Below are 26,468 nucleotides of genomic sequence, written 5' to 3'. Positions count from 1 at the left end.
GGACTATTCGATGAGCAATTTCAGGACCCTGGACGACCTTGACGATATTACCGGCAAGGTCGCGCTGGTGCGCGTCGATCTGAACCTTCCGATGAAGGACGGATCGGCAACCGATGTCACGCGGGTCGAGGCGGTGAAACCCACGATCCTCGAACTCGCCGACAAGGGTGCCAAGGTCCTGTTGCTCGCACATTACGGCCGTCCCAAAGGACAGCGCCACTCGACCATGTCGACCAGCTTCGTGCAGGGCGATGTCGAAAAGGTGCTCGGCAAGGAGATCATGTTCATCCCCGAGGTCATGGGCCCGGTGGTCGAACAGTCGATCGGCATTCTCGGCAATGGCGATATCGGCCTGCTCGATAACGTCCGCTTCTGGCCCGGCGAGGAAGCCAACGATCCGGACTTCGCCAAGGGCATCGCCGCTCATGGCGATTTCTACGTCAACGACGCCTTCTCTGCCTCGCACCGCGCGCACGCCTCGACCGAGGGGCTGGCGCACCATCTGCCATCCTATGCCGGTCGCGCGATGGAAGCGGAATTGAAGGCGCTCGATGCCGCGCTCGGCAACCCGGAACAGCCGGTGGCGGCAGTGGTCGGCGGGGCGAAGGTCTCGACCAAGCTGGACGTGCTCGAAAACCTCGTCGGCAAGGTCCAGCACCTGATCATCGGCGGCGGGATGGCAAATACCTTTCTCGCCGCGAAGGGTGTCGATGTCGGCAAATCGCTGTGCGAGCACGACCTCACCGATACGGCCAGCCGCATCATGGACGAGGCGGACCACGCCGGTTGCACGGTGCATCTGCCGTATGACGTCGTAGTCGCGAAGGAATTCGCCGCCAATCCCGCGTCGCTACGCACCTGCAACGTCCACGAGGTAGCCGATGACGAGATGATCCTCGACGTCGGCCCGCTCGCGACCGAAGCGCTGGGCGACGTGCTCAAGACCTGCCGCACGCTTGTGTGGAACGGTCCGATGGGTGCCTTCGAGACCGAGCCTTTCGACGCCGCCACGGTCGCCTTGGCTAAGACGGCCGCCGCTTTGACGCAGGACGGCTCCCTGATCTCCGTGGCTGGCGGGGGCGATACCGTCGCCGCGCTAGCTCACGCAGGTGTGAAGGATGACTTCACTTTCGTTTCGACCGCTGGGGGCGCCTTCCTCGAATGGATGGAAGGCAAGGACCTGCCGGGCGTTGCCGCGTTGGCCGCATGAGCGAGAACGAAGCTGTCGGATCGGGCGGCGGGTTGATCCCGGTCACCGAAGGCGAATTCGCAGGCTGGTCCACCTGGAACAGCGATGCTTTCGAGCAGCGCGCTGGTCCGTTCTACGAGCGCCGCGACGAGAATGGCGATTACGTATCCGCCTTCCGCGCAGAAGAACGGCACATGAATGGTGCCGGCTTCATGCATGGCGGTTGCCTGATGACTTTTGCCGATAGCGCACTGTTCACCATCGCCACCGAAGCTCTGGCGGAGTCGCATGGCGTGACGATGCATCTTGCGGGCGACTTTCTCGATCCTGCGCGTGTCGGCCAGCTGATCGAAGCACGCGGCGAAGTCGTGCGGGCTGGCGGCAAGACGATCTACGTCGTCGGCAAGATCACCGCCGATGGCACTCCGGTGCTCAGCTTCAACGGGATCATCCGCAAGATCACCCGCAGGGACTGATCAACGATAGTCCGGATTGGGCGCGTCGAAGCGGTAGCCTTCCTTCCACAGATCAACCGTATTACCCCATGCCGGTATGCCGCCAGCATCTTTCAGCATGCGCGCGAAATGCATCAGGTTCCACGTCATGAAAGTCGTGTTCCGGCGGGTAAAGTCGTTGTCGAAGCCGACATAGCCGCTGCCATCTTCCTTTGCGTCGCCGTAGCTGGGGCCGGGCCCCGCTTCGCCGATCCACCCCGCGTCGGCTTGCGGTGGTATGGTGTAGCCGACGTGCTGGAGCGAGTAGAGCACGCCCATGCCGACATGCTTGATGCCGTCCTCGTTGCCGGTGACGATGCAGCCGCCGACTTTGCCGTAAAAGGTGTATTGCCCTTTGTCGTTGGTCTGGCCGGAATGCGCATAGAGCCGCTCGATCAGCCGCTGGCACACGGAAGATTTCTCTCCCAGCCAGATCGGAGTTCCGACGATGAGGATGTCGGCGGCCTGCACCTTCTCCCAGATGGTGGGCCAATCGTCCTGTTCTGCGCCGTGCTCGGTCATGTCCGGGTAGACACCCGGCGCGATGGCATGATCGACCAGCCGGACCGTCTCGAGACCGACATTGTTCTTCACGAGGATAGCTTCGGCAACGCCCAGCAGCTTGTCGGTATGTGACCCCTGCGGCGGGGGCTTCAGCGTGCAATTGATCGTCAGTGCCTTCAGATCGGAAAAGTCGGTCCTGTTGTCTTTGCAAAGCTGCTCTTGCGTATCGTCCAGCATCCGTTTCTCCTCTTCTCTCCAACCAATACGTCCCGGCACGGCATAAGTTACCCGCGCGCTGTTGCAGGTGCGAAACCGCTTGGCTAAAGGGCGCGCATACGAATGCACAGGCACGAGGATTTCCCGATGACTTTCGACGACATGAAGGCGCGCGTCGCCACCGGCCAGGGCTTTATCGCGGCGCTCGATCAGTCGGGTGGCTCCACACCCAAGGCGCTGAAGGGTTATGGCGTCGAAGACAGCGCCTGGACTACAGAAGACGAAATGTTCAGCCTCATCCATGAAATGCGCCAGCGCATTATCGAGGCACCGTGCTTCGGTAACGGCAAGGTCATCGGCGCCATCCTGTTCGAGAAAACCATGGACGGCGAGAGCGGCGGTAAAAGCGTTCCGGCGCGTCTGAAAGAGCGCGGCATCGTCCCCTTCCTCAAAGTCGACAAGGGCTTGGAAGACGAGCGTGACGGGGCCCAGCTGATGAAGCCCAATCCGGGCCTCGAAGACATGTGCCGCCGCGCCAAGGACCTCGGCGTTTTCGGCACCAAGATGCGTTCGGTCGTGAAGTCGGCCAATCCGGTCGGCATCAAAGAAGCCGTGCGCCAGCAATTCGCCGAAGGTGCGCGGATCCTGTCGACCGGTCTCGTGCCCATGCTCGAGCCGGAATACGACATCACCGCCACCGACCGCGCGGAAGGCGAAGCCATCCTGCTTGAAGCGATCGAAGAGGGCCTCGATGCGCTGCCGGACGGTCAGCAGGTCATGCTGAAGCTCTCCATCCCGAAGACGGCGGGCCTCTATTCAGGGCTGACAAACCACCCCAAAGTGCTGCGCGTCGTCGCGCTGTCGGGTGGTTATTCGACTGACGAGGCTTGCGCCGAACTTGCCAAGAATCCTGGCATGATCGCCAGCTTCAGCCGCGGCTTGCTGCAGGATCTGCGGCACAATCAGAGCGACGAGGATTTCGACGGCACGCTTTCGGGCGCGATCGACCAGATTCACGCTGCGAGTGTTACCTGACGCTCAGCGCCGTTCGAAGGTGAAGCGGTATTCACGAACGGAGATTTCTTCGTTCGCAGTCTTCTCGGGCGTCGCTTCTGTCAGGACGTAGGTTCGCCCAAGAACTTCGTAAGGCTCGCCAAGCGTCAGAGGGGCAGTCTGCGCCCAGCTTGTCGCGGTGATCCGCGTGGAGACGGTCAGCCTGCCTGCCCAGGCGCATTGAACGTCGGTAGGGCAGCGGCTGTCTTCGGTCACCGCCAGCGGCTTGAGGATGGTGTCGCCCGTCCATACCGCTTCGCCGAGCGCAACCGGCATGCCTTGCGTCGCGGCATCGCCGTTAACGCGTGGCGTGTCGGAAATAATCGCGCAGGCGGTCAGCGGCAGGGCGAGGGCGGCGGCAAAGGCAGTCTTCATCTGCGCATTAGCGGCCAGCGACGCTGTCGCTCATCTGAACGGGTGACGAATTGCGGCGAGCGCATTAGAGAACGCGGCCGATGACCGATTGCCAGCTTTACCTGATCTCGCCGCTCGACGTGTCGGGCACCTTTCCCGAGCGCCTCGAGCGCGCACTCGATGCGGGGAAGGGTGTCGCTACCGCTTTCCAGTTTCGGGTGAAGGGGGTGGACCAGCACGAGGCAGCGCGACTTGCCGAGCCCCTGCAGGCGATCTGCGCCGCGAACGAGGTCGCCTTTATCGTCAATGACGACGTCGCCCTCGCCAAGCGTCTCGGGGCCGATGGCGTGCACCTAGGCCAGGGCGACGGCGATCCGCGCGAGGCTCGCGAAGACCTGGGCCGGGAAGCGCAGATCGGAGTGACTTGTCACGATTCGCGCCATCTCGCGCTGGAAGCGGGCGAGGCCGGGGCGGATTATGTCGCGTTCGGCGCATTCTTTCCGAGTACGACCAAAGATACCGAGCACCGCGCCGATCTTGAACTCCTCCAGTGGTGGAGCGAAATGGTCGAGCTGCCCTCGGTCGCCATCGGCGGCATCACGCCGGAAAATTGCGCACCCCTGATCAAGGCTGGAGCCGACTTTCTCGCCGTGTCGGGCGCAATCTGGTCCGGCGACGAAGTGGCTGTTGTCAAAGCCTTTGTGGAGCAAATCGGCGAGGCGCGAGTTTGACATCCTGAAGGGACCGGATGCGTCCCGATTTCAGGAGATCGCACAATGTCGTTCAAGCCCCGTACTCTCGCACTCGCCGCATCGCTCCTGGCGCTTTCCGCCTGCGGATCGGGCGGGGCCGACAGTGCCGATCAGCCGCAGACCGACGCGACCAGCACTGCTCAGAACGATTATGGTTACGAGACCTATGGCGACGACAATCTCGCCGATACAATGGCCTCGAACGACGAACGCTATATGAATGCGTCCGCCACGGATTCTGCCGATGGCACGCAGTCCGCCGACATCCCAGACCCCGAAGATCGCCCGATCATGCAGGCGCAGGTCGTGCTGGATCGCATCGGCTTCGGGCCGGGCGTAATCGACGGCAAGATGGGGATGAGCACCGAGAATGCGCTAAATGGCTTTCAGGAAGCCAACGACCTCGACGTCACGGGCGAGCTAGATGATGCAACGAAGGAAGCACTGGCCGAGTGGGAGCGCATCCCGGCGACGCGCGTCGTGACCATCCCTGCCAGCTGGAGCGATGCCGAATACACGGACATTCCCGAGGAAACGGAGGCCCAGGCCGAGCTCGAACGCATGGGCTACAAATCGCTCGACGAGCGGCTTGCAGAGCGTTTCCATACGACTGTCGATGTTCTCAAGCAGCTCAATCCGAACGGTCGGCCTGCTGGCGCGAGCGGCTCGGCCAGCGGAACGGCTAGCGGATCGCCCTCTGCGACTGGAACTACGACGCCGACACCGACCCCGAGCGCAAGTTCGACGCGCACGGCTTCGAACGACACATCTTCCACCGAAAGCTACTTCACCCCCGGCCAGCAGATCCGCGTGCCTAATATCGGGAACGACCGTATTGCACCCGGTTCGATCGACGACACGAGCTGGCAGCAAACGCTCGCTTCGCTCGGCGTCGGCAGCGACCAGCCCGAGGTCGACCGCATCGTCGTCAGCAAGGCCGGCAAGACGCTGAAGGCCTATCAGGGTGAAAAGCTCGTTGCGCTGTTCACGGTCAGCTCCGGTTCCCGCGAATTCCCGCTCCCGATAGGCGAATGGGACATCGTGGGCGAAGCATACAACCCGCCGTTCGATTACGATCCAAAAGTCCTGCAAGGCGACGAAAGCGCGGAGGGCGAGGAGTTCACCCTCCCGCCGGGGCCGAATGGCCCGGTTGGCGTGGTCTGGATCGACCTGTCGAAAGAGCACTACGGTATCCACGGAACGCCCGACCCGGAAACCATCGGCAGGGCGCAAAGCCATGGCTGTGTGCGCCTTACCAACTGGGACGCGGCACGGCTCGCCGGGATGGTTTCGCAATCGACAGAGGTGATTTTCGAGGCGTGAGGCGCTAGAGAGCTCTCATGAAGCTCGTCGACCGCATCCTCACCATCGTCATCACGGCCACGCTGACCAGCGCGGTATGGATCATCGTGGGTGGCAGCCTGATCGAAAACGCGACGAGTGAAGGCCAGCGCGACAGCACGCGGCCGGCAGAGGCCGCACCGAGCCCCGAGGCTACCGACACTGTGCCCGGCGGCACGATGCCGGCTCCGGAAACGCCGGGCCCCGTTGCCGATCCACTCGACACGAATGTGGTTCGCGCACCGGCGTCGTCGGCACCCGGAACCTTGCAGATCCCGGTGCTGAATATCCGGCCCGATGATCTGACCGATACTTTCAGCGATTCGAGAAGTGGTGGCGATCGTCTGCACGAAGCCATCGACATAATGGCACCGACCGGCACCAGCGTGGTCGCCGCCGCGCCGGGCCAGATCGAGCGCCTGTTCAAGTCCGAAGCAGGCGGCAACACGGTCTACGTCCGCTCGACCGACGGCGAGACGATCTATTACTACGCCCATCTCGACGAATACGCGGAAGGATTGAAGGAAGGCCAGCGCGTCCGCCGCGGTCAGCGTCTCGGCACGGTCGGCAGCAGCGGCAATGCGAGCGAAGATGCGCCGCATCTCCATTTCGCGATCATGCAGACGACGAAGGATGCGGAATGGTGGGAGCCGGCCAACGCCCTCAACCCATATACCCTGTTGACACAGCGCTAAACGCTAGTCCCGGGCTCCGGTCCGGTGGCAGCGCAGGCGACCGAGCTTTCCGTCGCGCCCTATCTCCTGGAGCAGGCCCGAGCTCAACAACATCAACTTCATGCCGCGCATCGGGCCGCGGGTGAAGATGACCTGCCGGCCCTCCATTAGGTAGGTGCCGCCGCCGCGCGGCGTGTCGTAACTCGATCCGCCTTCGATCGTAAACTCGCGACCCGCCTGTTCGACCCAGGCGCTGCCGGTCGCGTCGCCGGGGAGGGCGCAGACATATGTCCCGCGTTCGAGCAGCGTCAGCCGACCCTGCGCGTCGAGGGGTGAAGAGAGAAGGCCTGCAATGCATGCGAGCGCGATGCTGAGTGCGTTGAGTCTCATAATATCCGTCCACACTCTACATAGCAGATGTCGCCCGAAATTCCACTCGCCTTGCCCGCGTGCCTCCACTCGGCTAAGGCGCGCGGCGCACGAGGTCATCGCAGCAATGGTGGCCAGCTCTTTTACAAGTCAAAGGTAGCTTCCCCATGAAGATCAGCGGCGTGGACATCCGTCCGGGCAATATCATCGAATACGAAGGCGGCATCTGGAAGGTCGCCAAGATCCAGCACACCCAGCCCGGCAAGGGCGGCGCCTACATGCAGGTCGAAATGAAGAACCTGCAGGACGGCCGCAAGACCAATGTCCGCTTCCGCAGCGCCGACACGGTCGAAAAAGTGCGGCTCGACACGCAGGACTATCAGTTCCTTTACGAAGACGGCGACATGCTCGTGTTCATGGACCAGAACACTTACGAACAGATCAACCTGCCAAGCGACTTGCTGGGCGATGCTCGTCCGTTCCTGCAGGACGGTATGCAGGTGAAGCTGGAACTGTGGGAAGAAAAGCCGATCTCGGTCGAACTGCCCGCGCAGATCGAAGCCGAGATCGTCGAGGCCGATGCCGTGGTGAAGGGGCAAACCGCTTCGTCCAGCTACAAACCCGCCGTGCTCGACAACGGCGTTCGCATCATGGTGCCGCCACATATCGAGAGCGGGACGCGCATCGTGGTCGACGTTTACGAACAGAGCTACGTGGGCAAGGCCAGCTAGGAAACGCGCATCATGGGCAAATCCATCGCCAGCCGGTTCGAGAATATCGACATCGAGAAAAGCGTCCTTTTGGGCGTAATCATCAATGACGACGAACTGGTGCTGGAGATGGATTTCTGCCTCGATCCCGCCCATGCCGACTACGAACAGCCTGGCGAGGGCGAAGACTGCTGTTTCCATCCCGGAATGCTGAAATTCGCGGGGATTTCCAAGCTGACGCTCGATCGTCCCGAAGGCGGAGTTGACGGCAAGAAACGCTTCGATATCACCGAGTTCAGCATCGAAGGCTCGCGCTTCGACATGCGCTCCGAATGGGGCGACATCCATCTTCAGGCGCGCTCGATCCGCGTCCTTACCGAATAAGAGAGTTACCATGGCCGCATTGTCGGGACTGATCCGCGTGATGGAAAAGGCCGCGCGCAAGGCGGGTGGCCGCCTGCGCCGCGACTTCGGCGAGATCGAACATTTGCAGGTGAGCCGCAAAGGGCCTGCAGATTTCGTGTCCAAAGCCGATATTCGCGCCGAACGCACGTTGTACGACGAACTAAAGCAGGCGCGGCCCGATTGGGGCTTCGTGCTGGAGGAAGCCGGCACCATCGAAGGCGCGCCCGACCAGCCGCGCTGGATCATCGATCCGCTCGACGGCACCAGCAACTTCCTCCACGGTATCCCGCATTTTGCCATTTCGATCGCGGCACAGGAGCCCAAGCTCGGCGGTGGAGGCTGGGGCGATGTCACTGCAGCCGTCGTCTACCAGCCGATCACGGACGAGACCTTTTGGGCGGAGAAATCGCGCGGTGCGTGGCTGCACGATGGCCGCTTGCGGGTATCCTCCCGGCGGAACCTGTCCGACGCGCTGATCGCGACGGGTATGCCGTTCCAGGGCGTCGGCAATTTCGACGAATGGTCGCGCATCTATGGCGCAATCGGGCCGAACGTAGCTGGCATCCGGCGCTTCGGCGCCGCGTCGTTGGACCTCGCCTGGGTCGCTGCCGGCCGTTTCGACGGCTTTTGGGAAAGCAGCCTGAGCCCGTGGGACACCGCTGCCGGCGGCTTGCTGGTACGTGAGGCTGGTGGGTTCATGACCGACTATCGCGGTCGCTCCAAACCGGTACATGACGAGCAGATCCTCGCAGCGAACGATGCGCTGCATTCGAAGCTGCACAAACTGCTTGTCTCGGCGCTCAAGTAGCTTCCAGCCAGCGCCGGTTCTGGGCAAGCGAGCGCTTTGCATCACTTTCAGATCGGGAACTAACCAAACCTGCCGAGCGTCCTTTCTGCGTAAGGAAAGGTTGGTCGCAGGTGAAACTCGCTATCGGAATTGCATTTTCGTGCGCGGCATTTGCAATTCCGGCCGCCGCCGATCCAAGAGAGTCCGCGCAGCTCAAGGCCGAAAATCTTCCGCTGGAGTCGATGTTCGATCTCGCCGCACCTGATCGCGTGGACACCAGGCGTGTTATGCAGGACGAACCGCTTCTCCCTCGAGGTACCGACACCCGCGTCATCGCCTGGGATCCGCCGGTTGTGACCTTGCCTCTGGCGAAAGACGGCCCGGTCCTGACTGCAGGCGCTTTCGGAAAACCCCGCAAGGGATTGCCGGGACTAGCCCATGTCGCGATAGGCTGGGATTTCTGAATCAAGCGATTTCGACGCTTGTATCGCCCGCGCCCCCAAGCTATCCGCCGCGCTCTTACCCGCACAGTGCCCCTGTGGCGGAATTGGTAGACGCGCTCGACTCAAAATCGAGTTTCTTTGAAGTGCCGGTTCGAGTCCGGCCAGGGGTACCAGCCTTTCCGTGTAAAGCGGTGTAACCTTTCACACATCCTTTCGCATCCTTTCAGCGAATAGCAGTCAGGGCGGCATCGCGCCGCGGACCTCCGAAAGACCTGATCCCATGGTCGATACCGTTCGCGCACCAATCCGTTTGGTGAGCATTGTCCTGCTTGTCGTCGAAAACCTGTCGGGCGCGGACGAGGCAAGCGTCTGACTTCGTGAAAATCCTTGTCATCCGGGCTTAGGGGTGGGATTGCCTTGGCCGGATGATCGGGATGCCTTCATACCATGCGATCGCGGCCATGGTCGTCACGCTCTGGATGTTCGTCGCTTTCGCCCGCGGGCGGATGTCGGTCGAGATCATCTCGCTCCTGACCATCGCGGTAATCGCAGTCGGCCTGTACTTCTTCCCGCTCCCCGAGACCCAGCCGACCGACGGTCTGGCGCTCGCGTTTTCGGGCTTTGGCCACTACGCATTGATCACGATCTGCGCCCTCATGATCATGGGGCGCGGACTGGTGGTGACCGGCGCCCTGGAGCCAGCGGCTCGCTTCCTCGAGCGATTGTTCAAGGTAAATCTCCAGCTCGGCCTGCTGTTCTCGCTGGTTGTTACTTTCCTGCTGTCGATGGGCGTCAACAACACGCCGGTCCTCGTGCTGCTGATGCCGATCTTCGTGCAGCTCGCCATGCGCGGCGCAATGGCGGCATCGAAGACCCTGATCCCGCTCAACGCCGCCTCGCTCATGGGCGGTATGGCAACGACAATCGGGACCTCGACGAACATCCTGGTGGTGTCGATCGCAGTCGATCTCGGCATGCCGGAGATGGGCGTCTTCCACTTCACGCCGATCGTGCTGATTGCCTCACTGGTCGCGCTGCCCTTTGTGTGGATCGTGATGCCTCGCTTGCTGGGTGACAACCGCGTGGAATCAGTCCATTCGCATCGCTTGTTCGAGACCCGGTTACGGGTGACGGAAGACTCCGTCCTGAATGGTCGCGAACTGTCCGAAGTGTCCTCGCGCCTACCTGCCGGCATCGAGTTTCACGATGTCCCGGTAGGCTTGCTACGCCCGCAACATCGTTTGCGGATGACCGGCACGCATGAGGCGATCGAGGAAGCGATGGCCACCTTGCGCGGCGATGCCGCCCCCAGCTGGGTGATCGACCGCATCCGGCGCCGTTCGAACGAAACCGGGATCGACATCGCCGTCGTCGAAATGATCGTGACGGCGGATTCGCGCCTGATCGGACGAACTTTGCCGAGTTCGGGCATCGCCGACCTCTACGGCGTCGCAGTTATCGGCACCCACCGGCCGGACCGCATCGTCGGCGAGAAGGAACAGTTTTCCGAGGGTGGCGATCATCGCTTCGCTGAAGGCGACGTGCTGCTGGTCATGGGTCTGCCCGACGACATGGAGCACTTCGCCCGGTCGGACAGCCTGCTGCAGCTCGAGGGAATGCGCGAATTGCCGCGGCGTTCGAAGGCGACCCTCGCCGCGGCGATCATGGGCGGCTCGCTGGCGCTGGCGTCGGTCGGCCTCATTCCGATCGCGATCGCCGCACTTGCCGGCGCGATTCTCATGTTCGTCACCGGCTGCGTGAAGTTCGACCGCGTCGGGCGGGGCCTTTCGGGCAGCGTCATCGTGCTGATCGCCGCCAGTATCGCCTTGGGCCGGATCATCCTCGACAGCGGGGCGGCCGACTGGATCGGCACCGTCATGGCAGTGGGGCTCGACTACCTCTCGCCCGCTGCGGCGCTGGCGGCAATCATGCTGGCGATGACCTTCCTCACGAATTTTGCGTCCAATGCCACGGCCGCCACGGTCGGCACGCCCATCGCGTTCGCCATTGCGAACAAGCTGGGTCTTCCAGCAGAGCCGCTGGTCCTCGCCGTGCTGTTCGGCTGCAACCTGTGTTACGCAACGCCGATTGCCTATCAGACCAACATGCTCATCATGGCCGAGGGATCTTACGAGTTTAAGGACTACGTCCGCACTGGCGTTCCCCTGGTCCTGATCATGGTCGCCGCCTTGTCGATACTACTGGTCATGACATACGGTCTGTAGGCTGACTGCGGCCGCTCACGCCGGCTGCCGACATTTGAGTTGAGGGAGAAAAACGTGCGCAAATTCACTTCAGTATCGATGGCGGCGTTGACTATCGCCGTCGCAAGCCCGGCGCAGGCCGACGATCTTCGTGCCGATTTGCAGGCCGATATGCCGGAGCTGATGGAGCTTTACCGCGACCTTCACGCCAATCCCGAACTCAGCTTCGAGGAGCACGAGACGGCGGCGAAACTGGCGAAGCGCATGAAAGCGCTCGGCTTCGAAGTCACCGAAGGCGTAGGCCGGACCGGCGTGGTTTCGGTCATGCGGAACGGCGAGGGTCCGACCGTGATGCTGCGCGCCGACATGGACGGGTTGCCCGTGGTCGAACAGACCGGACTGCCGTACGCGAGCACCGTCACCGCGACCCCTGCAAGCGGCGTTACCACCGGCGTGATGCACGCCTGCGGCCACGACACGCATATGGCCGGCTTTATCGGTGCGGCACAGCTATTGGCCGAGCGCAAGGACGAGTGGCAGGGCACGCTGGTGATGATCCTGCAACCCGCGGAAGAGCTCGGGCTGGGTGCGCTGGCGATGATCGAGGACGGGCTCTACACCCGTTTTCCCAAGCCGGACTATGCACTGGCTTTCCACGATGCCGCCGCGCCCGCGCCTGCCGGGACGATCGGCTACACGCCCGGCTTCGCCCTCGCCAATGTCGACAGCGTCGACATCACGGTGAAAGGCATCGGCGGCCACGGTGCCTATCCGCACACGACGGTCGATCCGGTGGTGCTCGCCAGCGCGATCGTGATGAAGCTGCAGACAGTGGTGAGCCGCAATTCCTCGCCGCTCGATCCAGCCGTCATCACGGTGGGCAGCTTCCACGCAGGCGCGAAGCACAACATCATTTCGGACGAGGCCAAGCTGCAGCTCACCGTTCGCAGCTATTCGGACGAGAGCCGCAAGCTGCTGCTCGACGGCATTCGTCGCGTGGCTCGCGGCGAAGCGATCACCGCCGGGCTGCCGGAAAATCTGATGCCCGACATCGCGGTCGAGGAAACCTATACGCCCTCGACCTTCAACGATGTCGATTTCAGCAACGAGATGGCGGCTGCCTTCAAGGCGCGTTTCGGCGAGGAGCGGGTGATGGAATGGCCGCCGGTGATGGGCGGCGAGGATTTCAGCCAGTTCCGCCGCGCCGATCCGGAGAATGTCGACAGCATGATCTTCTGGATCAGCGGCACCCCGCAACCGATGCTCGAGGCGCTTGAAAAAGACGGCACGCCGCTGCCTTCGCTGCATTCGCCTTTCTGGGCGCCGGATGCCGAGAAGGTGATCGCTACCGGCGCCGAAGCGCTGGCGAGTGCGGCTCTGGACCTGATGCCGCGCAACGGCGGCTGAATCGACAGCTACACAAAAGTGTGGCCGCCGGAGCGTTTGGGGTCGCTCCGACGGCCGTATTCTCCTCCCCAGGAGAATCGATTGTCAGGTTAGTGGCTGTCAGCCATCCGACGGCACATAGGTGCCGAGCCGGTGGTGCAGCGCATTGATCTTCGCCAGTTCCTCGCGATCCTCGATCTGCCGGGCATAGGCCGTGAGCGCGGTGCGCAGCAGGCGGAAGTCGGCGGTCGAGAACAGGGCGCGGGCCCGGCCGGGTTCGGTTTTGGGGGTGTCTTCGGTCATGGTCGTCATCCTCTCACTCCTCAGGCAGCGGCAAACTGGTTCATCGTGTTGTCCTTGCCGCCGGCCTTCAGGGCTGCCTCGCCGGCAAAGTATTCCTTGTGGTCGTCCCCGATGTCGGATCCGGCCATGTTCTGGTGCTTGACGCAGGCGATGCCCTGGCGGATTTCCTCGCGCTGCACATTCTTGACGTATCCGAGCATCGCCTGTTCCCCGAAGTATTCCTTCGCGAGGTTGTCGGTGCTCAGCGCCGCCGTGTGGTAGGTCGGAAGCGTGATGAGGTGGTGGAAGATGCCTGCGCGCTTCGCAGCATCGGCTTGGAAGGTGCGGATCTTCTCGTCGGCTTCGGCGGCCAGTTCGGTGCCGTCGTAATCGACGCTCATCAGCTTGTCGCGGTCGAACGCGCTCACGTCCTTGCCGGCTTCTACCCATGCATCATAAACTTGCTGGCGGAAGTTCAGTGTCCAGTTGAAGCTGGGCGAGTTGTTGTAGACCAGCTTGGCGTTCGGGATCACCTCACGTACCCGATCCACCATGCCGGCGATCTGCTCGACATGCGGCTTTTCGGTCTCGATCCACAGCAGGTCGGCGCCATGCTGAAGCGCGGTGATGCAGTCGAGAACGCAGCGATCCTCGCCGGTGCCCGGGCGGAACTGGTAGAGGTTGCTCGGCAGGCGCTTCGGAGCAAGCAGCTTGCCGTCACGGCTGATGAAGACTTGGCCATTGGTGATGTCGGCCGGGTCGACTTCGTCGCAATCGAGGAAGCTGTTATACTGGTCGCCCAGATCGCCTGGCTCGGTCGAATAGGCGATCTGCTTCGTCAGGCCGGCGCCGAGCGAGTCGGTACGGGCAACAATGATGCCGTCTTCGACACCGAGTTCGAGGAAAGCGTAGCGGATCGCGCGGATTTTCTGGAGGAAGTCCTCATGCGGCACGGTAACCTTGCCGTCCTGGTGGCCGCACTGCTTTTCGTCCGATACCTGGTTTTCGATCTGGAGGGCGCAAGCCCCGGCTTCGATCATCTTCTTGGCAAGCAGATAGGTCGCCTCGGCATTGCCGAAACCGGCATCGATGTCGGCAATGATCGGCACGACATGGGTTTCGTGATCGTCGACTGCCTTCTGCAGCCGCTGGGCTTCTACCTCGTCGCCGTTCTCGCGAGCCGTGTCGAGATCGCGGAACATGCCACCGAGTTCACGGGCATCGGCCTGCTTGAGGAAGGTGTAGATCTCTTCGATCAGCGCGGGCACGCTGGTCTTCTCGTGCATCGACTGGTCGGGCAGCGGGCCGAAATCGCTGCGCAGCGCGGCAACCATCCAGCCCGAGAGATAGAGATAACGGCGCTTGGTGCTGCCGAAATGCTTCTTGATCGAGATCATCTTCTGCTGGGCGATGAAACCGTGCCAGGTGCCGAGCGACTGCGTGTAATTCGCCGGATCGCGGTCATAGGCTTCCATGTCCTCGCGCATGATCTTCGCGGTGTATTTTGCGATGTCGAGACCGGTACGGAAGCGGTTCTGCACGACCATGCGCGCAGCGCTCTCGGCGTCAATCGCGCCCCAGGGTGCACCGTTGGCAGCGATGGTTTCGTTCAGTTCCTTGATCCGGGCCTGGTAGGTCACGGGGTCCTCCTAAAAATTCGTTGGGCGGGATCGCCTTGAGTGGAAGATGGGGGAGATACACGTTCCGGGATAGGAAAATTTACAAACGTTCTTGTCTCACGAGCCTTTTTAGAGCATGGATCCATGTAAATCTGTAAAGAAAGTGACATCTCATGACCGACGAGGCATTGTTTGCAGGGCCTGCCATACGCCGGCTCCGCAAGCGGGAAGGGCTCACGCAAGCCGCCACCGCGGCCCGGCTCGACATCTCGCCGAGCTATCTGAACCTCATCGAGCGCAACCAGCGACCGGTCAGCGCGCGGGTGGTAATGCAGCTGGTGGATCAGTTCGATTTCGATCCGCGCAATTTGCGCGAGGACGAGGCGATCGGCGGTCTCGATGGCTTGTCGCGCCGCTTCGCGGACGAGCGATTTGCCGATCTCGGGATCGACCGTGACGAGTTGCAGGAATTTCTCTCTGCTGCCCCGCAGGCGGCCGCTGCCTTCGCCCGGCTGTACGACAATGCGGGCTCGGCAAGCGCCATCGGGGATGGTCCGCTCGAGGCTTCGCGTCGCGAGATCGAGAAATGGCGCAATCATTTCGCTGATCTCGACCTCGCTGCGGAAGAGCTTGCGGACGAGATGCGCCTGTCGCGCGGCGATATCGGCCTCGCCCTGACCGAGCGGCTACGCGAGCGGCATCAGCTGTCGGTGCGCATCCTTCCGCGTGATGTCATGCCCGACAGCCTTCGCAGGCTCGATCTCCATGCGCGGCAGGTTCAGTTGTCCGAGATGCTGAGCCATGCATCGCGCAATTTCCAGCTCGCGCTGCAGCTAGCCCGGCTTGAGTATTCGGAAATCATCGACTCCATCGCCAAGGGCACTAAATTCGATGACGACGCGGCGCGGGCTTTCTTCTCGCGGCACCTGACCGGTTATTTCGCGGCAGCGCTGCTGATGCCTTACAGCCGCTTCCTGCGGGCGTGCGAAGCGACAGGCTACGATCTGCCGGTCCTGGAACGGCGTTTCGGTGTCAGTTTCGAGCAGCTCGCGCATCGACTGACGACGTTACAGCGCGTCGGCCAGCGCGGCCTGCCCTTCTTCATGGTGCGGATCGACCGGGCGGGGCAGTTCTCGAAGACTTTCACCGGCGCTAGCACCGCGCGGTTCATCAATTCCGACACCAGTTGTCCGCTGTGGCATGCCCACCGGGCCTTCGAACGGGCGGGCGAATTGCAGGTCCAGTTCGTGGCGCTCGACGTGGCGGGCGAGCGGGAGGGTGGCTGGCTTACCTTTGCGCGCACTGTCGAAGGCAGTGGTGCACCGGGCGAAGCGCAATTTGTAGTCGCGCTAGGTGTCGAGGCCGTCCTCGCAGAGGAACTCGCACAGGCGCGCGGCATATCCCTTCGCTCGCAGGATGCCCAGCGGATTGGGCCGGGATGTGCCGGCTGCCACCGGCGGCAATGCACGCAGCGCTCGCTGCCCCCCCGGGGCCGGGCGCTCTCCTTCGATACGGTCCGGCGCGGCGTCACCCCGTTCGAGTTTGCGAGCGATTAACCATCAAACTGCATCCCCTGCGGAACCGGGTTTCACGATGGAGCGTTCGGTCGCCAATAAAAGTCTATCAGGGAGCATAAGCTCATGACCGAAGAACGTATCACCGAGACGACGACCCCCTCGGGCAATACCCATACGACCCACACTGTCGTCACCGACAATGAGCCTCGCAAAAGCGGCGGTGCCAACTGGGGCCTGCTGATCCTGCTGGCTGTCGTGGCCATCGTTGGGGTGATTATCTTTACGCAGATGAGCGGCGCCGAAGTTGCCAAGGACAATGCGGTTGCCGATGCAGCTGGCGAGGTTGGTGAGGCAGCGGGCAAGGTTGGCGATGCGGCGCAGAACGCAGGCGACGCGGTTTCGGACGCCGTACAGCAGTAATTGATCGACGATATCCCGAAAGGCGGCGCGGCTTGCTCGCGCCGCCTTTTTCGTGCGTCGTCGCTATTGTGTAAAGTTTACCGACGGTTCATTCCTCGCTGCTAGTCAAATATTCCGACACCAGCAATTTCGCGAGCGCGACCGGATGATCCGCGTCTTCAAGCATTACTTTCCTTATAACGTGGTGCTGCTGTGCCTCGTGGATCTGCTCCTGCTCGCGGCGGCGGGGGAATCTGCGTGGCGCTTGCGCGTAAGCCAGATCGGATCGAGCAACGGTCCGCTGTGGGACAGGCTGCCGGAACTGGGCGGTTTCGCTTTGGTGGTCTGGCTCGCGATCATCGCCGTGGGCGGCTACAGCCCCGAAGCGCTGCGCTCCATCCGGTTTGGCACCGCGCGACTGCTGGTGGCGGTGAGCGTCGGCGTAATGGGTATTTCTCTTATCAATTTCTTCGTTCCGGGCACCGCTATCTGGCGCTCGGTCCTGCTCTACGCGATGGCTATCGCAATGGTCGCGCTTGTAGGCAATCGGCTGCTCGCGACCCGCATGCTCGGCTCCGAAACCTTCCGCCGTCGGATATTGGTGCTGGGAGCGGGCGAACGAGCCGCACGCCTTCAGCGGCTTGCGAAAGCTGAGGGTTCCGGCTTCAATCCCCTCAAATTCATCGACATGGGCGATTGCCCACCGGTCGTCGATGGGGCGGTAGAGCGTTCGGCCATCGGGGATTTAGGCCGTTTCGTCGAACGGATCGGGGCGGGGGAAGTAGTTCTCGCGCTGCAGGAGCGACGCAACGCGCTCCCGCTCAAGGACCTGCTTCGAGTGAAGACCAAGGGCGTACTGATTAACGATTTTTCCAGCTTCCTGGAACGCGAAACCGGCCGCGTCGATCTCGACACGCTTAACCCGAGCTGGCTCATCTTCTCTGACGGTTTTTCGGCGGGGCGCCGCATCTCCGCCGCAGGCAAACGCGTCTTCGATATAATAAGCAGCTTGCTGATCCTGATCGTCGGACTGCCGCTGATCGTGATTTTCGGTGCGGCGGTGAAACTGGACAGCAAGGGTCCGATCTTCTTCCGCCAGCGCCGTGTAGGCCTTTACGGTCAGGAATTCCAGATGGTGAAGCTGCGCTCGATGCGCACGGACGCGGAGGCGGGCGGCGCGAAATGGGCGGAAGAGGACGACCCTCGCATTACCCGCGTGGGCCGCATCATCCGCAAGCTGAGAATCGACGAGCTGCCTCAGCTTTGGTCGGTCCTGAAAGGCCACATGAGCTTCGTCGGCCCGCGCCCCGAAGTGCCGGCATTCGTAGCGCAGCTCGAACGCGAACTGCCATATTATGCGGAACGGCACGAGGTGAAGCCCGGCATCACGGGGTGGGCGCAGATCAACTTCCCTTATGGTGCAAGCATCGAGGATGCCCGGCAAAAGCTGGAATATGATCTGTATTACGCCAAGAATTACACACCCTTCCTCGACCTGCTGATCCTGTTGCAGACGGCGCGGGTGATCCTCTGGCCGCATGGCGCGCGCTGATGGCTTGGGCGAGCACCGCTTCTTACGTTACCTACACGATCGGCGCGATCGTGTGCGCGATCTGCGCCATTTGGGTGGCCACCAAAGGCGACACAAGTCGCAACGACCGGACGCCGGCCATCGTGGCTTTGGCGCTGACGGCGAACTGGTGTTTCGCGGCAGCAAGCTTCGAGACCGGGCGCGCGATCGTCGAACTGACCGAGATCGCGCGCAATTTCACATGGCTCTTCGTGTTGTTCCGCCATTTTGCAAACGACGGCCGCGACGAGACGCTGCGTATCGTCAGACCAGCGCTGATTGCACTATGCTTCGTCGAGGCGTCACAACTCGTCCTTTTGCTGATCGCGCATCGCTATGCGGTGACACCCCAGCTCGTCTCACTCACCTTCGAGACTGCCACGATGTTCCGCGTCCTCGTTGCGGTGGGCGCGTTGGTGCTGGTTCACAATCTCTACGTCGGCGCGGCCGCCGCGTCCCGCCAATTGCTGCGGTGGAATGCGGCCGCGCTAGCCGGACTCTGGGCCTTCGATCTCAACTACTACACAATCGCCTATATTCTCGGGTCGGTGCCGGTCGAACTTTCCGCCTTGCGCGGCCTCGCGGCGGGGATTGTCGCCATACCGTTTGCTCTGGGCTTCGCCCGCGCCGCTTCCGGCTTGGAATTCCGCCCGTCGCGGGCAGTGGCGTTCCGCTTCCTCTCCTTGCTGGTCATCGGCGCGTATCTGATGCTTATGCTCGGCCTTGCCCGCTGGCTCGACATGCTGACCGGCGACCTCGCCCGCCTCGTCCAGGTTGGCGTTGTGATTGCGGCGGGCGCGCTGGCGCTGATTTGGCTGCCCTCGGCACAGCTCAGGGGATGGCTGCGCGTGACGGCAGTCAAGCACCTCTTCAAACATCGTTACGACTACCGCAACGAGTGGATACGCTTCACGAACACGATCGGGCGCACGGGGTTCGACGAGACCAGCCTGCCGGAGCGTGCGATCAAGGCGCTGGCCGAGATTACCGACAGCCCTTCCGGCATGCTGTTCCTGACCGATGATGAGGGTGCTTTGGAGCTGGCAGCGGACTGGCGCTGGCGCGAGGACGAAATGCCACCACCGACGCTCCCGTCCGCGCTCGCAGGAATGCTGGAGCAAAGGGAACTCATCGTCGATTTCGACGAGGTGCGCGCAGGCGTCGATCACTATGGAGAGCGCGATCTTATCCCGGACTGGCTGCGTGACGACCAGACGGCCTGGGCCGCGGTGCCACTGCTGCACTTCGATCGCCTGGTCGGGCTCGCCATCCTCGCGCGGCCCTTGGTCACCCGCAAGCTCGACTGGGAAGACTTCGATCTCTTGACCGTGGTGAGCCGGCAGTTGGCTAGCTATCTGGCCGAGCAAGCCGGCCAGGCCGCGCTGATCGAGGCGGGGCGATTCGACGAATTCAACCGCCGCATGGCTTTCGTGATGCATGACATCAAGAACCTGTCGAGCCAGATGTCGCTGCTCCTCCGCAATGCAGAAAAGCACGCGGACAAACCGGAATTCCGTGCCGACATGCTGGTCACGCTGCGCAACAGCGCAGACAAACTGAACACGCTACTCGCGCGGCTCGGGCGTTACGGGACGAAGGACAAAGGCGCGCTTTCGCCGTTCGATCTTGCTTCCACCGCGCGGCGTGTCGTCGATCGCTTTTCGGCCATCCGCTCCGTTTCCCTGCTAAGGTGCGAAAGCGCACTTGTGCTGGGTGACGAAGAGGGGCTCGAACAGGCACTCGTCCATCTCGTCCAGAACGCGATCGATGCCAGCAGCGCCGAGAGTTCGGTCGTACTCGAAGTCTATACCGACGGGGTCAGCGGCAAGCTGCACCTGATCGACCACGGACAGGGCATGTCTGCGACATTCCTTCGCAACGGCCTGTTCAAGCCGTTCGTATCGTCCAAGGAGGGTGGTTTCGGCATCGGCGCATTCGAGGCGCGCGAGACGATCCGCGGAATGGGCGGGCGGCTCGATGCAGAATCCCGCGAAGGCATCGGCTCGCGTTTCACCGTCACACTGCCGTTGCAGGCTACCAAACATCTGGTCGGGCAAGCACCCGACAAACCGAAATACGAGGACGCATGATGGCAGGCTCCAAGCCCAAGCTGCTGATTGTCGAGGACGACGAAGGTCTGCAGGCCCAGCTCAAATGGGCTTATGACGACTACGAGGTCGTGATCGCGGGGAATCGCGAAGCCGCGCTGGCCGCCCTGCGCGCGGAGGAGCCGGAAGTCGTCACCCTGGACCTGGGACTCCCGCCCGATCCGGACGGCACCAGCGAAGGCTTCGCCGTGCTCGATGCGATCATGGCGATGAAGCCCGACACGAAGGTGATCGTCGCTTCCGGTCATGGCGCTCGGGAAAGCGCGCTTCAGGCAATCGAGCGCGGGGCCTATGATTTCTACCAGAAGCCGGTCGATATCGATAAGCTCGGCCTGATCGTCGATCGGGCGCTGCGCCTGCATCGGATCGAGCAGGAGAACCGGCGCCTGTCGGAGAAGATTGGCGAGGACCGGACCGTGCTAGGCTCGCTGGTGACTGCTGCGCCGGAGATGGCTAAGGTCGCGCGTACAATCGAGCGCGTTGCGCCGACGAATGTCTCGGTAATGCTGCTCGGCGCTAGCGGCACGGGGAAAGAGCTACTGGCCAAGGGTGTGCATGAGACGAGCAATCGCAAGTCGCGCGCATTCATTGCCATCAACTGTGCGGCAATCCCCGAAAACCTGCTCGAAAGCGAATTGTTCGGTCACGAGAAAGGAGCCTTCACCGGGGCAGTCAAGACGACCGAGGGCAAGATCGAACTCGCCGATGGCGGCACGCTGTTCCTCGACGAGGTCGGCGATATTCCGCTGCCTCTGCAGGTGAAGTTGCTGCGCTTCCTGCAGGAACGCACGATCGAGCGTATCGGCGGTCGCAAGCCGATCCCGGTCGATACGCGGATTGTGTGTGCAACCCATCAGGATCTCGAGGCGATGATCGGGGAGGGGACTTTCCGCGAGGATTTGTTCTACCGCCTCGCCGAAATCGTCGTCAAAGTCCCGACCTTGGCAGAGCGGCCGGGCGATGCCGTGCTGCTGGCGAAGACGTTTCTTGCTCGGTTCGCCGCGGAAATGAACCCGCAGGTCAAGGGGTTCGCGCCAGATGCGTTGGCTGCAATCGATGGCTGGAACTGGCCCGGTAACGTCCGCGAACTGGAAAATCGGGTGAAACGCGCCGTCATCATGGCCGATGGCAAGCTCGTTGGTGCGGAAGATCTCGATCTCGGCAATACCGATGACACCGAGAGCGATCTTGCGCTGAACCTGAAATCGGCGCGCGAACAGGCCGATCGTCGGATGATCCGTCAGGCTTTGGCGCGCAGCGAGGGCAATATCTCCAATACGGCGAAATTGCTCGGTATCAGCCGGCCGACCCTGTACGACCTCCTGAAGCAGTATGATCTTCAGGCGTGACATCCTTCGGCCTGTTGCCGCCGTCTTGTTCTGTTCCCTCGGCTTGGCGGGATGCGAGGGTGGTCCGGACCGGTTCGACCCTGTCGAGCAAGCCAGATACGAGATTTCGCGTGGCTTTCCCGAAGATGCGAGGATCATCCTCGAACGCCAGCTGGCGGAGGGAACCGATCGGGCGGAACTCGCCGCATTGCTTGGCGAAGCTGCGCTCCAGTCGGGAGACCTGGAAAGCGCGGCGCGGTGGCTAGAACCCGGATCGTTCTCTGACGATACGGCAGCGCTTGGGTGGCGAATGCTCGGCAGGCTGGAGATGGCTCGAGGGGATCTAGCAGCGGCCGGGAAGGCGTTCGACCGATCCCACGCGGTCGCACCGGACAACCCGGAGCTCTGGGTAGATATCGGTCGCTTGCGCTTTCTGGGCGGCGAGCAGGTCGAGGCTGTGCAAGCTGCCGACAGGGCTTTAGCGCTTGCGCCCGAAAACAAGGCCGCCCTGCTATTCCGCGGGCAGCTGATCCGGGAGGCATCGGGGATGGTGCCCGCGATCGAATGGTTCGAGCGCGCGCTCGAATTGCACCCCGACGACCTCGACCTGCGTCTCGAATATTCTGCCACTCTCGGCGATGCGGGCAGGGCAGCCGATGCGCTTGCCGTTCTGCGCGAAGGCGGCGAGGGGGCTGTCCTGTCCGAAACCGGGCTTTACCTCCAGGCGGTGATCGCGGCGCGTGGCGGCAAGTTCCTCTTGGCGCGCGAATTGCTGCAACGCTCCGGCCTGGAGACCGCGGGTGTGCCTGCATCGCTGATGCTGTCGGCGATCGTCGATTTGCAGAATGCCAATCCGGCAAGCGCGGCGCAGACCCTCGATCGCCTGTTGCTCGACCAGCCCGACAATGTCCGCGCGGTGGAATTGCTCGCTTCAGCGCTATCGCAAAGCGGGAGCGAGCGGGAACTGGTCTATCGGTTTTCCGACCGCGCGCTGGGTCCCGCAGGGTCGCCGCATTTGCGCCTTTTGGTCGGAAGGGCTCACGAGGCTCTCGAGCAGCGAGCAAAGGCGGCGCAGTTCATCGACCTTGCGGCACTCGGTCCGGACGGACTTGCGCCTCTCCCGAGCGACACGCCTACCGAAACGCTCACCGCTACCGGAGGCGGTGGCGCGCAGACGCGGGATTTCGTGCGGTCGGTATTGTTCGGTCAGGCACGCGGATCGGCAGTGGGGAGTGCGGAAGATTTCGTCAGGCGGTTCCCGGGGTCGGCCGATGGCTATGCGATCCTCGGCGATGCCGAGCTTGCCAGCGGTGACCGCCGCGCGGCGAGGGACGCCTATGTTCGCGCCGCCGATATCAGGCAGCCCTGGCCGCTGACGCTCAGGCTGGCGGGAAGCCAGGCAACGCCTGAGGCAGCTGCCGAGCTGCTGGGGGAATATCTGCAGGCCAATCCGATGAACGGACATGCGGCGGCGCTGCTGGCCGATGCTTCTGCTGCGCAGGGCAAGTGGCAGCAGGCGGCGGCGCTGCTGGACCACGCGATCGCGCATGGCCAATCCCGCGTGCCGTGGGTGCTAGCATCCAGAGGGATCGCCGCCGGTCAGCTGGGCGATGCTGGCACGGCGCTGGACTTTGCGTTTCGCGCCCACGAACTGCAACCGCTCAATCCGCGCGCGATTGCCGCGCTGATCGCGACCTTGCCGCCGGAGCAGAATGCAGCGCGTGCCGATCTGCAGGCGAAGCTGACCTCGCTCCTCGCGTCCTGAGGCCTCGACAAGACGGAGCGGTGGCGGCAGGGGCGGCGCATGGCGCTGCGCACGATCCTGACCGACCCGATGTTGCGCATGCTGGCGCTTGCTACCGCGCTTGCGGCGATCGTTCCGGTGACCGGCGGCGGCAGGGACATTGCGCAGATCGTCGCCAACTGCGCCGTATTCCTGCTGTTCCTGCTGAACGGCCTGCGCATCGCGCGAAGCGAGATCGTGCGCGGCATCGCCCACTGGCGCTATCAGGCGGTGCTGGTGGTGTGGGTGTTCGGTGCGATGGCGCTGGGCGGGCTGGCTCTGTCGCTTGTCGGAGAGGCTTACCTGCCCGCTTTGATCGCACTCGGCTTCCTCTATCTTGGCGTGCTGCCGTCGACCGTACAATCGGCGACGTCCTATACCGCGCTTGCGGGCGGGGCGGTGGCTTTGGCCGTGGTCAGCGCCGCTCTCCTGAACATCCTCGGCGTGTTCGTATCCGTACCCCTTTTTCTCGCTCTCGGCGGGAGCGGTGAGGGGGCGGTGGGGAGCGAGGTGCTGGTCAAGATCCTCGGCATCCTCGTGCTGCCGTTTGCCTTGGGGCAGATATTCCAGAAACCCGCGGCGCCGTTGATCGAGAGCATCAAAGGGAAGATCGCCTGGGTCGATCGCTTCGTGATTGCGATTGCTGTCTATGTCGCTTTCTCGGGTGCGGTCGAGCAGGGCATCTGGAGCCGTGTCGATGGCGCGGGCTGGCTCATTCTGCTGGCGTTCGTCGCGCTATTTCTCGCCTTTGCCCATGGCGGTGCATACACGGTCGCCAAGCTGGCAGGCTTTGCGCGCGAGGACCGGATCGCCTTCCTGTTTTCCGGCGCACAGAAAAGCGCCGCCGTCGGCGCGCCGCTCGCCACGATCCTGTTCCCGCCCGACGCGGCGGGCTTCATCGTCCTGCCTCTGCTGCTCTATCACCTGTTCCAGCTGGTGCTGGCAGCGCCGCTCGCTAGTCGGCTGAGTGCATCGCGTCTTCCGGATGGCGCCGGTTATAGCGCACCGACCACCAGAAGCTGACGCCGATCAGCAAGGCGCCGATCAGGCCGGTGATGGTTTCGGGAATGTGGTAGCGCGCCGACAGCAGCATGATGATGCCGAGCACGATGATCGCCCAGAAGGCACCGTGCTCAAGATAGCGATACTGCGCCAGCGTGCCCTGCCGCACGAGGTGGATGGTCATAGAACGGACGAACATCGCGCCCACGGAAAGCCCCAGCGCGATAATGATCATGTTATTCGACAGCGCGAAGGCCCCGATCACGCCGTCGAAGCTGAAGCTCGCATCGAGCACTTCGAGATAGAGAAATCCGCCGAGGCCCGAGCGCACGATCTCGCCCGCAGCCTTCTTGCGCGCCTCCCGCTGTTCGATGATCGCCCCCAGCGCATGAACGGCGATATAGGTCACAAGTCCGAGGATGCCGGCGGTGAGGAAGGTGATCTTGTCGGCAGCGGGCAGGGTCGTGGAAACGAAATAGACGAGGAGCAGGACCAGCCCGATCTCCACCGCCGGCACATTCGAGAACTTGTTGATCGCCCGCTCGAACACCCCGATCCAGTGCACGTCCTTGTCGTGATCGAAGAAGAAGGCGAGGCCGACCATCGCGAGGAACGCGCCCCCGAAACCGGCGATGCCGATATGGGCGCCCTCGACGATCCGCTCGTATTCCTCGGGATCGTTCAGCGAGAGGCTGACGGCTTCGACCGGGCCGACATTGGCCGCAATCGCCACGATGGCGATGGGGAAGATGATGCGCATACCGAACACCGCGATGAGAATACCGATGGTCAGGAAGCGCTGCTGCCACACCGGGTCCATCTCGCGCAGGACCGTGGCGTTCACCACGGCATTGTCGAAGCTGAGCGAGACTTCGAGGATCGACAGGACGATCACGATCCACAGGACCGACAGCATGCCGGTGATCGTGCCGGTGCTGGCATAGCCGTACCACGCCCCCAATCCGAGGCAGACAGCCGTAAAGCCGAGCGAGAACGCGTAATAGCGAAGCAGGGTTTCCATCGAGGTTTCCGGTAATCAGCTCTTGGGCTGGTATGTCTGGTCTGGACCGGGGAAACTGCGCTCGCGCACTTCCTCGGCATATTGCGCCACGGTTTTTTCGATCACGTCGGCGATGGCTTCGTATTTCTTTACGAAGCGCGGCACACGCTCGAACATGCCGAGCATGTCTTCGGTCACGAGGACCTGCCCGTCGCACTGGGCCGAAGCGCCGATGCCGATGGTGGGGCAGGAGACGGCCTTGGTGGCCTCGATCGCGATGGGTTCCACGACGCCTTCGATGACGATGGCGAAGGCACCAGCCTCGTCCAGCGCTTTCGCGTCGGTCACGATCTTGTCGGCTTCCGCATCGCTGCGCCCGCGCGCCATATAGCCCCCGAGCACGTTCACCGCCTGTGGGGTGAGGCCTACATGCCCCATCACCGGGATGCCGCGCTGATTGAGGAAGGCGACAGTCTCGGCCATCTGCTCACCGCCCTCCAGCTTCACTGCAGCCGCGCCGGATTGCTTGAGAAGGTAGGCGGCACTTTCGAAGGCCTGTTCCTTCGACGCTTCATACGAACCGAAGGGCATGTCGACCACGACCACTGCGTGATAGCTCCCACGCACGACGGCGGCTGCGTGGTTTGCCATCATGTCGAGCGTTACCGGAATCGTCGAGGGCAGACCGTAAATCACCTGAGCCAGCGAGTCGCCGACCAGCAGGATATCGCAATGCGCATCGAGCAATTGTGCCTGCCGGGCGGTGTACGCCGTCAGCATGACCAGCGGCTCCTCCACCTTGCCATCGCGCTTGTGCGCGCGGATCTTCGGCACGGTGAGGCGCTTCATCGGCTGGGGCGTCGGATTGGCGCGGCTGGTCGATGTGTCGAGCTGGAAAGTCGTGGACATGCTGCAGCCCCTAGCAAGCCGTGAAAGGAAGGCAAAGCGGCGCTTGGAATCGGTAGCGATAACGTGTCTA

At 62.7% G+C, this 26,468-nt stretch carries 26 protein-coding genes and 1 tRNA gene; 20 read left to right on the top strand and 7 right to left on the bottom strand.

Annotated features, from left to right (window positions below; genetic code table 11):
- Nucleotides 1–10: 10 nt before the first annotated feature.
- Both P8R33_RS00245 and P8R33_RS00240 read left to right on the top strand, forming a co-directional pair.
- A complete protein-coding gene (locus tag P8R33_RS00245) occupies nucleotides 11–1,210 on the top strand; it encodes a phosphoglycerate kinase (RefSeq protein ID WP_278326989.1) in 1,200 nt (399 codons plus the stop codon).
- A complete protein-coding gene (locus P8R33_RS00240) occupies nucleotides 1,207–1,665 on the top strand; it encodes a PaaI family thioesterase (protein WP_278326988.1) in 459 nt (152 codons plus the stop codon). The genes P8R33_RS00245 and P8R33_RS00240 overlap by 4 nt, the downstream gene beginning before the upstream one ends.
- Here the strand turns inward: P8R33_RS00240 and P8R33_RS00235 are convergent, their stop codons facing one another.
- Nucleotides 1,666–2,424 carry a flavodoxin family protein gene (locus P8R33_RS00235; protein ID WP_278326987.1) on the bottom strand — a complete coding sequence of 253 codons (759 nt, stop codon included), beginning with the start codon at nucleotides 2,422–2,424 and terminating at the stop codon, nucleotides 1,666–1,668.
- Nucleotides 2,425–2,550: 126 nt separating this feature from the next.
- On the opposite strand from P8R33_RS00235, the gene P8R33_RS00230 reads away from it, so the two are divergent.
- The gene (locus tag P8R33_RS00230) at nucleotides 2,551–3,438 is read left to right on the top strand and encodes a fructose bisphosphate aldolase (protein WP_278327905.1); all 888 of its coding nucleotides are present in this window, start codon (nucleotides 2,551–2,553) and stop codon (nucleotides 3,436–3,438) included.
- Nucleotides 3,439–3,441: 3 nt separating this feature from the next.
- Here P8R33_RS00230 and P8R33_RS00225 read toward each other — a convergent pair whose 3' ends face one another.
- Entirely contained in the window at nucleotides 3,442–3,831 is a 390-nt protein-coding gene (locus P8R33_RS00225) for a hypothetical protein (RefSeq protein ID WP_278326986.1), read from the bottom strand.
- An 80-nt stretch (nucleotides 3,832–3,911) separates the two neighbouring features.
- Here P8R33_RS00225 and thiE point away from each other — a divergent pair, with 80 nt between their 5' ends.
- From thiE to P8R33_RS00210, 3 genes are read left to right on the top strand one after another with little or no spacing between them, the layout of a single operon-like run.
- On the top strand, nucleotides 3,912–4,541 hold the full coding sequence (thiE, locus tag P8R33_RS00220; RefSeq protein WP_278326985.1) for a thiamine phosphate synthase: 630 nt from the start codon (nucleotides 3,912–3,914) through the stop codon (nucleotides 4,539–4,541).
- Between the two features lie 45 nt (nucleotides 4,542–4,586).
- Nucleotides 4,587–5,885, top strand: a complete 1,299-nt coding sequence (locus tag P8R33_RS00215) for a L,D-transpeptidase family protein (RefSeq protein ID WP_278326984.1) — start codon at nucleotides 4,587–4,589, stop codon at nucleotides 5,883–5,885.
- 17 nt (nucleotides 5,886–5,902) lie between these two features.
- A complete protein-coding gene (locus P8R33_RS00210) occupies nucleotides 5,903–6,598 on the top strand; it encodes a M23 family metallopeptidase (protein ID WP_278326983.1) in 696 nt (231 codons plus the stop codon).
- Nucleotides 6,599–6,601: 3 nt separating this feature from the next.
- On the opposite strand, the gene P8R33_RS00205 is transcribed toward P8R33_RS00210, so the two are convergent.
- The gene (locus P8R33_RS00205; RefSeq protein ID WP_278326982.1) at nucleotides 6,602–6,967 is read right to left on the bottom strand and encodes an elongation factor P; all 366 of its coding nucleotides are present in this window, start codon (nucleotides 6,965–6,967) and stop codon (nucleotides 6,602–6,604) included.
- Nucleotides 6,968–7,113: 146 nt separating this feature from the next.
- On the opposite strand from P8R33_RS00205, the gene efp reads away from it, so the two are divergent.
- The 7 genes from efp (at nucleotide 7,114) to P8R33_RS00170 (ending at nucleotide 12,902) form a co-directional block, all read left to right on the top strand.
- Nucleotides 7,114–7,677, top strand: coding sequence for an elongation factor P (gene efp / locus P8R33_RS00200; RefSeq protein ID WP_278326981.1), 564 nt, complete (start codon nucleotides 7,114–7,116; stop codon nucleotides 7,675–7,677).
- 12 nt (nucleotides 7,678–7,689) lie between these two features.
- On the top strand, nucleotides 7,690–8,040 hold the full coding sequence (locus P8R33_RS00195) for a hypothetical protein (RefSeq protein ID WP_278326980.1): 351 nt from the start codon (nucleotides 7,690–7,692) through the stop codon (nucleotides 8,038–8,040).
- Between the two features lie 10 nt (nucleotides 8,041–8,050).
- Nucleotides 8,051–8,869 carry an inositol monophosphatase family protein gene (locus P8R33_RS00190; protein WP_278326979.1) on the top strand — a complete coding sequence of 273 codons (819 nt, stop codon included), beginning with the start codon at nucleotides 8,051–8,053 and terminating at the stop codon, nucleotides 8,867–8,869.
- 110 nt (nucleotides 8,870–8,979) lie between these two features.
- Nucleotides 8,980–9,312 carry a hypothetical protein gene (locus tag P8R33_RS00185; RefSeq protein WP_278326978.1) on the top strand — a complete coding sequence of 111 codons (333 nt, stop codon included), beginning with the start codon at nucleotides 8,980–8,982 and terminating at the stop codon, nucleotides 9,310–9,312.
- Between the two features lie 68 nt (nucleotides 9,313–9,380).
- A tRNA-Leu gene (locus P8R33_RS00180) sits at nucleotides 9,381–9,464 on the top strand.
- 261 nt (nucleotides 9,465–9,725) lie between these two features.
- Entirely contained in the window at nucleotides 9,726–11,516 is a 1,791-nt protein-coding gene (locus tag P8R33_RS00175) for an SLC13 family permease (RefSeq protein WP_347569021.1), read from the top strand.
- 78 nt (nucleotides 11,517–11,594) lie between these two features.
- Nucleotides 11,595–12,902 carry an amidohydrolase gene (locus P8R33_RS00170; protein WP_278327904.1) on the top strand — a complete coding sequence of 436 codons (1,308 nt, stop codon included), beginning with the start codon at nucleotides 11,595–11,597 and terminating at the stop codon, nucleotides 12,900–12,902.
- A 99-nt stretch (nucleotides 12,903–13,001) separates the two neighbouring features.
- Here the strand turns inward: P8R33_RS00170 and P8R33_RS00165 are convergent, their stop codons facing one another.
- Both P8R33_RS00165 and P8R33_RS00160 read right to left on the bottom strand, forming a co-directional pair.
- The gene (locus tag P8R33_RS00165) at nucleotides 13,002–13,193 is read right to left on the bottom strand and encodes a hypothetical protein (RefSeq protein ID WP_446532486.1); all 192 of its coding nucleotides are present in this window, start codon (nucleotides 13,191–13,193) and stop codon (nucleotides 13,002–13,004) included.
- An 11-nt stretch (nucleotides 13,194–13,204) separates the two neighbouring features.
- Nucleotides 13,205–14,803 carry an isocitrate lyase gene (locus P8R33_RS00160; protein ID WP_278326976.1) on the bottom strand — a complete coding sequence of 533 codons (1,599 nt, stop codon included), beginning with the start codon at nucleotides 14,801–14,803 and terminating at the stop codon, nucleotides 13,205–13,207.
- A 152-nt stretch (nucleotides 14,804–14,955) separates the two neighbouring features.
- On the opposite strand from P8R33_RS00160, the gene P8R33_RS00155 reads away from it, so the two are divergent.
- The 7 genes from P8R33_RS00155 to P8R33_RS00125 all read left to right on the top strand — a co-directional run bounded on the left by P8R33_RS00155 (nucleotide 14,956) and on the right by P8R33_RS00125 (nucleotide 24,510).
- Nucleotides 14,956–16,338, top strand: a complete 1,383-nt coding sequence (locus P8R33_RS00155; protein ID WP_278326975.1) for a helix-turn-helix domain-containing protein — start codon at nucleotides 14,956–14,958, stop codon at nucleotides 16,336–16,338.
- 84 nt (nucleotides 16,339–16,422) lie between these two features.
- The gene (locus P8R33_RS00150) at nucleotides 16,423–16,719 is read left to right on the top strand and encodes a hypothetical protein (protein WP_278326974.1); all 297 of its coding nucleotides are present in this window, start codon (nucleotides 16,423–16,425) and stop codon (nucleotides 16,717–16,719) included.
- A gap of 145 nt (nucleotides 16,720–16,864) precedes the next feature.
- Complete coding sequence (locus tag P8R33_RS00145; protein WP_278326973.1) at nucleotides 16,865–18,250, top strand: TIGR03013 family XrtA/PEP-CTERM system glycosyltransferase; 1,386 nt, start codon at nucleotides 16,865–16,867, stop codon at nucleotides 18,248–18,250.
- A complete protein-coding gene (gene prsK, locus P8R33_RS00140) occupies nucleotides 18,250–20,358 on the top strand; it encodes an XrtA/PEP-CTERM system histidine kinase PrsK (RefSeq protein WP_278326972.1) in 2,109 nt (702 codons plus the stop codon). Before P8R33_RS00145 ends, prsK begins: the two co-directional genes overlap by 1 nt.
- Nucleotides 20,358–21,725, top strand: coding sequence for a PEP-CTERM-box response regulator transcription factor (prsR, locus tag P8R33_RS00135; protein WP_278326971.1), 1,368 nt, complete (start codon nucleotides 20,358–20,360; stop codon nucleotides 21,723–21,725). The genes prsK and prsR overlap by 1 nt, the downstream gene beginning before the upstream one ends.
- Before the next feature lie 25 nt (nucleotides 21,726–21,750).
- On the top strand, nucleotides 21,751–23,469 hold the full coding sequence (locus tag P8R33_RS00130) for a tetratricopeptide repeat protein (RefSeq protein WP_278326970.1): 1,719 nt from the start codon (nucleotides 21,751–21,753) through the stop codon (nucleotides 23,467–23,469).
- Between the two features lie 39 nt (nucleotides 23,470–23,508).
- Entirely contained in the window at nucleotides 23,509–24,510 is a 1,002-nt protein-coding gene (locus P8R33_RS00125) for a bile acid:sodium symporter (RefSeq protein ID WP_278326969.1), read from the top strand.
- Here P8R33_RS00125 and P8R33_RS00120 read toward each other — a convergent pair.
- Together P8R33_RS00120 and panB are read right to left on the bottom strand one after the other, a co-directional pair.
- Nucleotides 24,443–25,510: a DUF475 domain-containing protein gene (locus tag P8R33_RS00120; RefSeq protein ID WP_278326968.1), complete on the bottom strand. Its 1,068-nt coding sequence runs from the start codon at nucleotides 25,508–25,510 to the stop codon at nucleotides 24,443–24,445. The two genes, P8R33_RS00125 and P8R33_RS00120, sit on opposite strands and share 68 nt — an antisense overlap.
- A gap of 15 nt (nucleotides 25,511–25,525) precedes the next feature.
- Complete coding sequence (gene panB, locus P8R33_RS00115) at nucleotides 25,526–26,398, bottom strand: 3-methyl-2-oxobutanoate hydroxymethyltransferase (RefSeq protein WP_278326967.1); 873 nt, start codon at nucleotides 26,396–26,398, stop codon at nucleotides 25,526–25,528.
- Between the last annotated feature and the right edge of the window lie 70 nt (nucleotides 26,399–26,468).

This window comes from Qipengyuania flavescens (assembly GCF_029688735.1).
Classification (GTDB): Bacteria; Pseudomonadota; Alphaproteobacteria; order Sphingomonadales; family Sphingomonadaceae; genus Qipengyuania.
The sequence above is the reverse complement of the archived record's forward strand: the minus strand, read 5'-3'. Positions and strand labels throughout refer to the sequence as shown.

Coding starts and splice junctions, on each gene's coding strand:
- P8R33_RS00245 (WP_278326989.1), top strand. CDS start 11: ATGAGCAATTTCAGGACCCTGGACGACCTTGACGATATTACCGGCAAG.
- P8R33_RS00240 (WP_278326988.1), top strand. CDS start 1,207: ATGAGCGAGAACGAAGCTGTCGGATCGGGCGGCGGGTTGATCCCGGTC.
- P8R33_RS00235 (WP_278326987.1), bottom strand. CDS start 2,424: ATGCTGGACGATACGCAAGAGCAGCTTTGCAAAGACAACAGGACCGAC.
- P8R33_RS00230 (WP_278327905.1), top strand. CDS start 2,551: ATGACTTTCGACGACATGAAGGCGCGCGTCGCCACCGGCCAGGGCTTT.
- P8R33_RS00225 (WP_278326986.1), bottom strand. CDS start 3,831: ATGAAGACTGCCTTTGCCGCCGCCCTCGCCCTGCCGCTGACCGCCTGC.
- thiE (WP_278326985.1), top strand. CDS start 3,912: ATGACCGATTGCCAGCTTTACCTGATCTCGCCGCTCGACGTGTCGGGC.
- P8R33_RS00215 (WP_278326984.1), top strand. CDS start 4,587: ATGTCGTTCAAGCCCCGTACTCTCGCACTCGCCGCATCGCTCCTGGCG.
- P8R33_RS00210 (WP_278326983.1), top strand. CDS start 5,903: ATGAAGCTCGTCGACCGCATCCTCACCATCGTCATCACGGCCACGCTG.
- P8R33_RS00205 (WP_278326982.1), bottom strand. CDS start 6,967: ATGAGACTCAACGCACTCAGCATCGCGCTCGCATGCATTGCAGGCCTT.
- efp (WP_278326981.1), top strand. CDS start 7,114: ATGAAGATCAGCGGCGTGGACATCCGTCCGGGCAATATCATCGAATAC.
- P8R33_RS00195 (WP_278326980.1), top strand. CDS start 7,690: ATGGGCAAATCCATCGCCAGCCGGTTCGAGAATATCGACATCGAGAAA.
- P8R33_RS00190 (WP_278326979.1), top strand. CDS start 8,051: ATGGCCGCATTGTCGGGACTGATCCGCGTGATGGAAAAGGCCGCGCGC.
- P8R33_RS00175 (WP_347569021.1), top strand. CDS start 9,726: ATGCCTTCATACCATGCGATCGCGGCCATGGTCGTCACGCTCTGGATG.
- P8R33_RS00170 (WP_278327904.1), top strand. CDS start 11,595: ATGGCGGCGTTGACTATCGCCGTCGCAAGCCCGGCGCAGGCCGACGAT.
- P8R33_RS00165 (WP_446532486.1), bottom strand. CDS start 13,193: ATGACGACCATGACCGAAGACACCCCCAAAACCGAACCCGGCCGGGCC.
- P8R33_RS00155 (WP_278326975.1), top strand. CDS start 14,956: ATGACCGACGAGGCATTGTTTGCAGGGCCTGCCATACGCCGGCTCCGC.
- P8R33_RS00150 (WP_278326974.1), top strand. CDS start 16,423: ATGACCGAAGAACGTATCACCGAGACGACGACCCCCTCGGGCAATACC.
- P8R33_RS00145 (WP_278326973.1), top strand. CDS start 16,865: ATGATCCGCGTCTTCAAGCATTACTTTCCTTATAACGTGGTGCTGCTG.
- prsK (WP_278326972.1), top strand. CDS start 18,250: ATGGCTTGGGCGAGCACCGCTTCTTACGTTACCTACACGATCGGCGCG.
- prsR (WP_278326971.1), top strand. CDS start 20,358: ATGGCAGGCTCCAAGCCCAAGCTGCTGATTGTCGAGGACGACGAAGGT.
- P8R33_RS00125 (WP_278326969.1), top strand. CDS start 23,509: ATGGCGCTGCGCACGATCCTGACCGACCCGATGTTGCGCATGCTGGCG.
- P8R33_RS00120 (WP_278326968.1), bottom strand. CDS start 25,510: ATGGAAACCCTGCTTCGCTATTACGCGTTCTCGCTCGGCTTTACGGCT.
- panB (WP_278326967.1), bottom strand. CDS start 26,398: ATGTCCACGACTTTCCAGCTCGACACATCGACCAGCCGCGCCAATCCG.